Source organism: Enterobacter cloacae complex sp. I2 (assembly GCF_014896205.1).
In the GTDB taxonomy this organism is placed as follows: Bacteria; Pseudomonadota; Gammaproteobacteria; order Enterobacterales; family Enterobacteriaceae; genus Enterobacter; species Enterobacter quasihormaechei.
Genome location: NZ_JADBRA010000001.1, coordinates 428,860 through 435,469, shown reverse-complemented (window position 1 = coordinate 435,469; position 6,610 = coordinate 428,860). Strand labels below are relative to the sequence as shown.

Below are 6,610 nucleotides of genomic sequence, written 5' to 3'. Positions count from 1 at the left end.
TAATTTTTTTTTATAACTTATTTTTTTTTTTTTTTAAAATTTGGGCTGGTCGGGGGCTTCCTTACTCGTTCTATAATAACGTTTCTTGTTTTCTGCGCCACGCCGCTACCCGACATAAAAAAAGCCAGCACAAAGGCTGGCCTGTTTTAGCAGCTGTCAGTCGATTACTTCAGACCGGCAGCGTCACGCAGCAGGGCGGCTTTGTCGGTTTTTTCCCATGGGAAATGTTCGCGACCAAAGTGACCGTACGCGGCAGTTTCCTGGTAGATTGGGTGCAGCAGATCCAGCATCTGAATCAGGCCGTATGGGCGCAGGTCGAAGAACTCGCGCACCAGCAGGGTCAGCTGTTCTGAAGGCACTTTTTCAGTACCGAAGGTTTCCACCATGATGGAGGTTGGCTCAGCCACGCCGATAGCGTAGGAAACCTGAATCTCACAGCGGTCAGCCAGGCCGGCAGCAACGATGTTTTTCGCCACATAACGCGCAGCGTACGCGGCAGAACGGTCAACTTTAGACGGATCTTTACCGGAGAATGCACCGCCACCGTGACGCGCCATGCCGCCGTAGGTATCAACGATGATTTTACGACCGGTCAGACCGCAGTCACCCATAGGCCCGCCGATAACAAAGCGTCCGGTTGGGTTGATGAAGAATTTGGTCGCAGAGCTCAGCCACTCAGTCGGCAGAACCGGCTTGATGATCTCTTCCATCACCGCTTCTTGCAGCGATTTCTGATCAATCTCTTCAGCATGCTGCGTGGAGAGAACCACGGCATCGATACCGACGATTTTCCCGTCGTCGTACTGGAAGGTCACCTGGCTTTTCGCATCCGGACGCAGCCACGGCAGAGTGCCGTTTTTACGCACTTCAGCCTGACGCTGCACCAGACGGTGTGCGTAAGTCACAGGGGCCGGCATCAGCACGTCGGTTTCGTTGGTCGCATAGCCGAACATCAGGCCCTGGTCGCCCGCGCCCTGTTCCAGCGGATCGGCACGGTCAACGCCCTGGTTGATGTCCGGAGACTGTTTGCCAATTGCGCTCAGTACGGCGCAGGAGTTGGCATCAAAGCCCATATCAGAATGCACATAGCCGATCTCACGTACCGTGTTACGGGTGATCTCTTCGATATCAACCCATGCGCTGGTGGTGATCTCACCGCCAACCAGAACCATGCCGGTTTTGACATAGGTTTCACACGCTACGCGCGCCTTTGGATCCTGCGCGAGGATCGCATCCAGCACCGCATCGGAGATTTGGTCAGCAATTTTATCAGGATGTCCTTCTGATACGGACTCGGACGTAAACAGGTGTTTTGCCATGTTTTATTTCACCTAAGAGGAATTTGGTTAGCTCAAGCTGCTGTGTGGAATAGCCAAAGGAGATAATTCTACCAAGGCCTACAGGATTTTGACACTGGCAGTCTGAGTGTTAATCGGTATGGATGGATTAACATCTGGATGGCTATTTTAGGTCACTTCTTCGCCCGATTTCCAGTTTTTTTTGACTCACCTCTCACTGCGTTGAAAACATTGCTGGAAATTTTTCCTGACGGCGCTGGCAACCTGCACATTTTTATTTTGCTTTTTAACTACCTTCTCGGTATAAAACGCGGCGCGCGGCTCATATAAAATCAGCGCTCGATGAACACATCGTGTCGCCACTTCCAGCCGGGTTAAGCAGTGAACTTTTAGCTTTGGCTTGTGGTCCGTTTCAGCAGAGGCGGCCGTGGAGGTGATACGAGATAATGAACCATCGTTTTCCGCTCATTCAGCGCAGCCGTTCTGGCGCGCATGTGATTCCCACCCGCACTTCTGGTTTAAACACCTGCCGATGTTATACCCATCTCGGTGCTTCTCAGGATTCCAGAGCCGGTCACGCTTTGTGAAAACTGAACAAGGGCGCTCTTGTTAATACAGGAGTTTTCTCGTGGTTTCGCCGAACCTTGTCATACAGAGTTCGGATACGTGTTTTACAATGATATGAATAAGAAACCGGTCGCACGGTCTGGATTTCAGCATACTCTGCTGGGAAATGGAGCCGTTAATGGGTTGTTATCGCCGTATAACGCTGCGATAGTAGTCAACTGTTTTACACTTACTACAAAGAGTTGAGGTTCGCTATGTCTGACGACATGTCTTCGCTTTCGCCTTCGTCAGCAGGCGAACAGGGTGTACTACGTTCTATGCAGGAGGTTGCGATGAGCTCCCAGGAAGCCAGCAAGATGCTGCGCACTTACAATATTGCCTGGTGGGGCAATAACTACTACGACGTTAACGAACTGGGCCACATCAGCGTCTGCCCGGATCCGGACGTCCCTGAAGCGCGCGTGGATCTCGCTAAGCTGGTGAAAGCCCGTGAAGCGCAGGGTCAGCGCTTGCCTGCACTGTTCTGCTTCCCGCAGATCCTGCAACATCGCCTGCGTTCTATTAACGCCGCGTTCAAACGCGCGCGCGAATCGTATGGTTATAACGGCGACTATTTCCTCGTTTACCCGATCAAGGTAAACCAGCACCGCCGCGTGATTGAGTCCCTGATCCACTCCGGCGAGCCGCTGGGCCTTGAAGCCGGTTCCAAAGCGGAGCTGATGGCCGTTCTGGCGCACGCGGGCATGACCCGGTCAGTGATCGTCTGTAACGGCTATAAGGACCGCGAATACATCCGTCTGGCGCTGATTGGCGAGAAGATGGGCCACAAGGTCTATCTGGTGATCGAGAAGATGACCGAAATCGCGATCGTGCTGGAAGAGGCCGAGCGTCTGAACGTGATCCCGCGCCTTGGCGTGCGTGCGCGACTGGCGTCGCAGGGTTCCGGTAAATGGCAGTCTTCCGGCGGTGAAAAATCAAAGTTCGGCCTCGCGGCGAACCAGGTGCTTCAGCTGGTGGAGATTCTGCGCGAGCGCGGTCGACTGGACAGCATTCAGCTGCTGCACTTCCACCTCGGCTCGCAGATGGCCAATATCCGCGACATCGCCACCGGCGTGCGTGAATCCGCGCGTTTTTACGTTGAGCTGCATAAGCTTGGCGTGAACATCCAGTGCTTTGACGTGGGCGGCGGCCTGGGCGTGGACTACGAAGGGACCCGCTCCCAGTCTGACTGCTCGGTCAACTACGGCCTGAACGAATACGCCAACAACATCATCTGGGCGATTGGCGATGCCTGCGAAGAGCACGGCCTGCCGCACCCGACGGTGATCACCGAATCTGGCCGCGCGGTTACCGCGCACCATACGGTGCTGGTGTCTAACATCATCGGCGTCGAGCGTAGCGAAATCACCGAAGCCACGCCTCCGGCTGACGATGCCCCACGTTCCCTGCAAAGCATGTGGGAAACCTGGCAGGAGATGCACGAGCCGGGCACGCGTCGTTCCCTGCGCGAATGGCTGCACGACAGCCAGATGGACCTGCACGATATTCACGTCGGCTACTCGTCAGGCACCTTTAGCCTGCAAGAGCGCGCCTGGGCCGAACAGCTCTATCTGAACATGTGCCATGAAGTGCAGAAACAGCTCGACCCGAGCAACCGCGCGCATCGTCCAATTATCGACGAGTTGCAGGAGCGTATGGCGGACAAAATGTACGTCAACTTCTCCCTGTTCCAGTCGATGCCGGATGCCTGGGGTATCGACCAGCTGTTCCCGGTTCTGCCGCTTGAAGGCCTGAACCACGCCCCGGAACGTCGCGCGGTGCTGCTGGACATCACCTGTGACTCTGACGGCGCGATTGACCACTACGTTGACGGTGATGGTATCGCAACGACGATGCCAATGCCGGAGTACGATCCGGAGAACCCGCCAATGCTGGGCTTCTTTATGGTGGGTGCGTATCAGGAGATCCTCGGCAACATGCACAACCTGTTCGGCGATACCGAAGCGGTTGACGTGTTTGTCTTCCCTGACGGCAGCGTCGAGGTTGAGCTGTCCGACGAAGGGGACACCGTGGCGGACATGCTCGAATACGTGCAGCTGGATCCGAAAAAACTGCTCACCCAGTTCCGCGATCAGGTGAAAAACACCGGTCTGGACGATGCCTTGCAGCAGCAGTTCCTGGAAGAGTTTGAAGCGGGTCTGTACGGGTACACCTACCTGGAAGACGAGTAGGTAAAACGCTCTCTCCCTGTGGGAGAGGGGTGGGGTGAGGGCATCAGGCTGTTGTGCCGCCAATGCCCGGTGGCGCTGCGCTTACCGGGCCTACGAATGTAGGCAGGATAAGGAGCAGCCGCCATCCGACAGAATGCTATACTCACTTGAACCCGGATGAATTAACGGCGATAATTCGCCCCAATATGCGATTTACGAATCAATCCCTTCCTCGTCGGGTTTAACGACGCGGAGGGGATTTTTTTTCATCTGTTTTTAATGTATCGACGTTAAAAGAGGTCTGGACATGAGCACTTTAGGTCATCAGTACGATAACTCTCTGGTATCTAACGCGTTTGGTTTTTTACGCCTTCCAATGAACTTCCAGCCGTACGACAGCGACGCTGACTGGGTGATCACCGGCGTACCGTTCGACATGGCAACCTCCGGTCGTGCGGGTGGACGTCACGGCCCGGCAGCAATCCGTCAGGTTTCCACCAACCTGGCCTGGGAGCACAACCGCTTCCCGTGGAACTTCGACATGCGCGAGCGCCTGAACGTGGTGGACTGCGGTGACCTGGTGTACGCCTTCGGCGACGCGCGCGAAATGAGCGAAAAATTGCAGGCGCATGCAGAGAAGCTGCTGGCGGCCGGTAAGCGCATGCTCTCCTTCGGCGGTGACCACTTCGTTACTCTGCCGCTGCTGCGCGCCCACGCGAAGCACTTCGGTAAAATGGCGCTGGTGCACTTCGATGCGCATACCGACACCTACGCGAACGGCTGCGAGTTCGACCACGGCACCATGTTCTACACCGCGCCGAAAGAAGGCCTGATCGATCCGAACCACTCCGTGCAGATCGGCATCCGTACCGAGTTCGACAAAGATAACGGCTTCACCGTGCTGGACGCCGGCCAGGTGAACGATCGCGGCGTGGACGATATTCTGGCTCAGGTTAAGCAGATCGTCGGTGATATGCCCGTGTATCTGACCTTTGACATCGACTGCCTGGATCCGGCGTTTGCACCGGGTACTGGTACGCCAGTGATTGGCGGCCTGACGTCAGACCGCGCCATCAAGCTGGTGCGTGGCCTGAAGGATCTGAACATCGTTGGGATGGACGTGGTGGAAGTGGCGCCAGCCTATGACCAGTCCGAGATCACCGCGCTTGCCGCGGCGACCCTGGCGCTGGAAATGCTCTACATCCAGGCGGCGAAAAAAGGCGAATAAGCCTTACGCGCTGATTGCTGCTGCGCGACGCATGCGCAGCAGCAACATTCCCCCGGCAAGCAGGGTGATTGCCTGCGAGACGACCAGCACCGAAAAGCCTGAGCTGACCGACCCCACCGACCTCATCACCATCCCCATCAGCAGCGGAATAAACGCCGCGCAGATATTGCCGATCCCATTGATAATGCCGTAAGCGCTGCCCACCGCTTCCCGCGCGGCGTGATGCTGGATCACCGCCGGAATAGCCGCCCCCTGTAGCCCCCAGAATACATTCGCCGAGAGCATAAACAGCGCCAGCCAGGCAGGCTGATGGCTGAGCATCAGCGCGACCACGGACAGCGCCGTCAGCGCGCCGCCCACCACAAACAGCATCGGCGCCTGTTCCGGGCGCATTTTGTCGAGCAGCACCCCGCCGAGGAACTTCGAGCCCAGGCTCAGCAGGAAGGGAATGGCCGCAAGCATGCCCGTGGCGTGCAGCGAGAAATGATGCTCGTCGCGCAGCCACGCGGGCAGCCAGGCGCTGCTCCCCCAGAGATAGCTCAGGGTGGCAATCTCCACCAGCAGGATCCACCCGAGCAGCGGCGTCTGCCAGGCAAGCGAAAACGTCTCTGCGAAGCCCGGTTTTTTGATCTGCTCCGCACCCCGCGGCGCGGGCAGGAAGCGCCAGACAAGGCCGCCGCCCAGCACCAGGTTCAGTACCGCCAGGGCATAAAACGACCCGGCCCAGCCGAGATGCGCCATCAGCCACGTTACCAGCGGAAAGCCCACGGCCAGCCCGAGCGAGACCCCCAACGCGGTCACGGCGTTGGGTTTGCCGATCTCCTGCGCGCTAAAGTGTTCGCTGATGAAGCGCGTTTTCAGCGAAAAGAGCGGCCCCTCAGCGATCCCCAGGATCGTGCGTGCGATAAGCATGCCCATCAGCGATCCGAGCAGCGGGGAAATGGCGCATACCGCTGCCCAAATCGCTATGCTGCTCAATAATCCCTGTCGATAATGGAGTTTGCTTTCAATAACCGGCGTTAATAATAAAGCCGAAAATCCATAACCCAGAAGAAAACAGGTCATCAGCATTCCCTGTAACATTCTGTTTTCATTTAGCTGAAAATGTTGGGCAAATTCCGGGTTTAAAATCATGACAGAAATATTTACCCGGTCGACGTAGGAAATAATAATGAGTAATAACAATGCCACTGTGCCTTGCCATCTTGCCGTCATAACGCCTGCCTTATGTTTTCGCTTATTTCTATTTTTTATGCGCGTGATTGTCACAGGGGTAAAATGGTTCACCTATGAAACTCATTGTTTAT

At 56.1% G+C, this 6,610-nt stretch carries 5 protein-coding genes; 3 read left to right on the top strand and 2 right to left on the bottom strand.

Annotated features, from left to right (window positions below; translation table 11 throughout):
• Window positions 1-164: 164 nt before the first annotated feature.
• Window positions 165-1,319, bottom strand: coding sequence for a methionine adenosyltransferase (gene metK, locus IM300_RS02155; RefSeq protein ID WP_003860037.1), 1,155 nt, complete (start codon window positions 1,317-1,319; stop codon window positions 165-167).
• Between the two features lie 660 nt (window positions 1,320-1,979).
• Here metK and yqgB point away from each other — a divergent pair.
• The 3 genes from yqgB to speB all read left to right on the top strand — a co-directional run bounded on the left by yqgB (window position 1,980) and on the right by speB (window position 5,303).
• The gene (yqgB, locus tag IM300_RS02140) at window positions 1,980-2,111 is read left to right on the top strand and encodes an acid stress response protein YqgB (protein WP_129741668.1); all 132 of its coding nucleotides are present in this window, start codon (window positions 1,980-1,982) and stop codon (window positions 2,109-2,111) included.
• Between the two features lie 8 nt (window positions 2,112-2,119).
• Window positions 2,120-4,096: a biosynthetic arginine decarboxylase gene (gene speA, locus IM300_RS02135; RefSeq protein ID WP_022649348.1), complete on the top strand. Its 1,977-nt coding sequence runs from the start codon at window positions 2,120-2,122 to the stop codon at window positions 4,094-4,096.
• Between the two features lie 286 nt (window positions 4,097-4,382).
• Window positions 4,383-5,303, top strand: a complete 921-nt coding sequence (gene speB / locus IM300_RS02130) for an agmatinase (protein ID WP_017382921.1) — start codon at window positions 4,383-4,385, stop codon at window positions 5,301-5,303.
• A gap of 3 nt (window positions 5,304-5,306) precedes the next feature.
• Here the strand turns inward: speB and IM300_RS02125 are convergent, their stop codons facing one another.
• Entirely contained in the window at window positions 5,307-6,518 is a 1,212-nt protein-coding gene (locus IM300_RS02125; protein WP_193035059.1) for an MFS transporter, read from the bottom strand.
• Window positions 6,519-6,610: the final 92 nt, after the last annotated feature.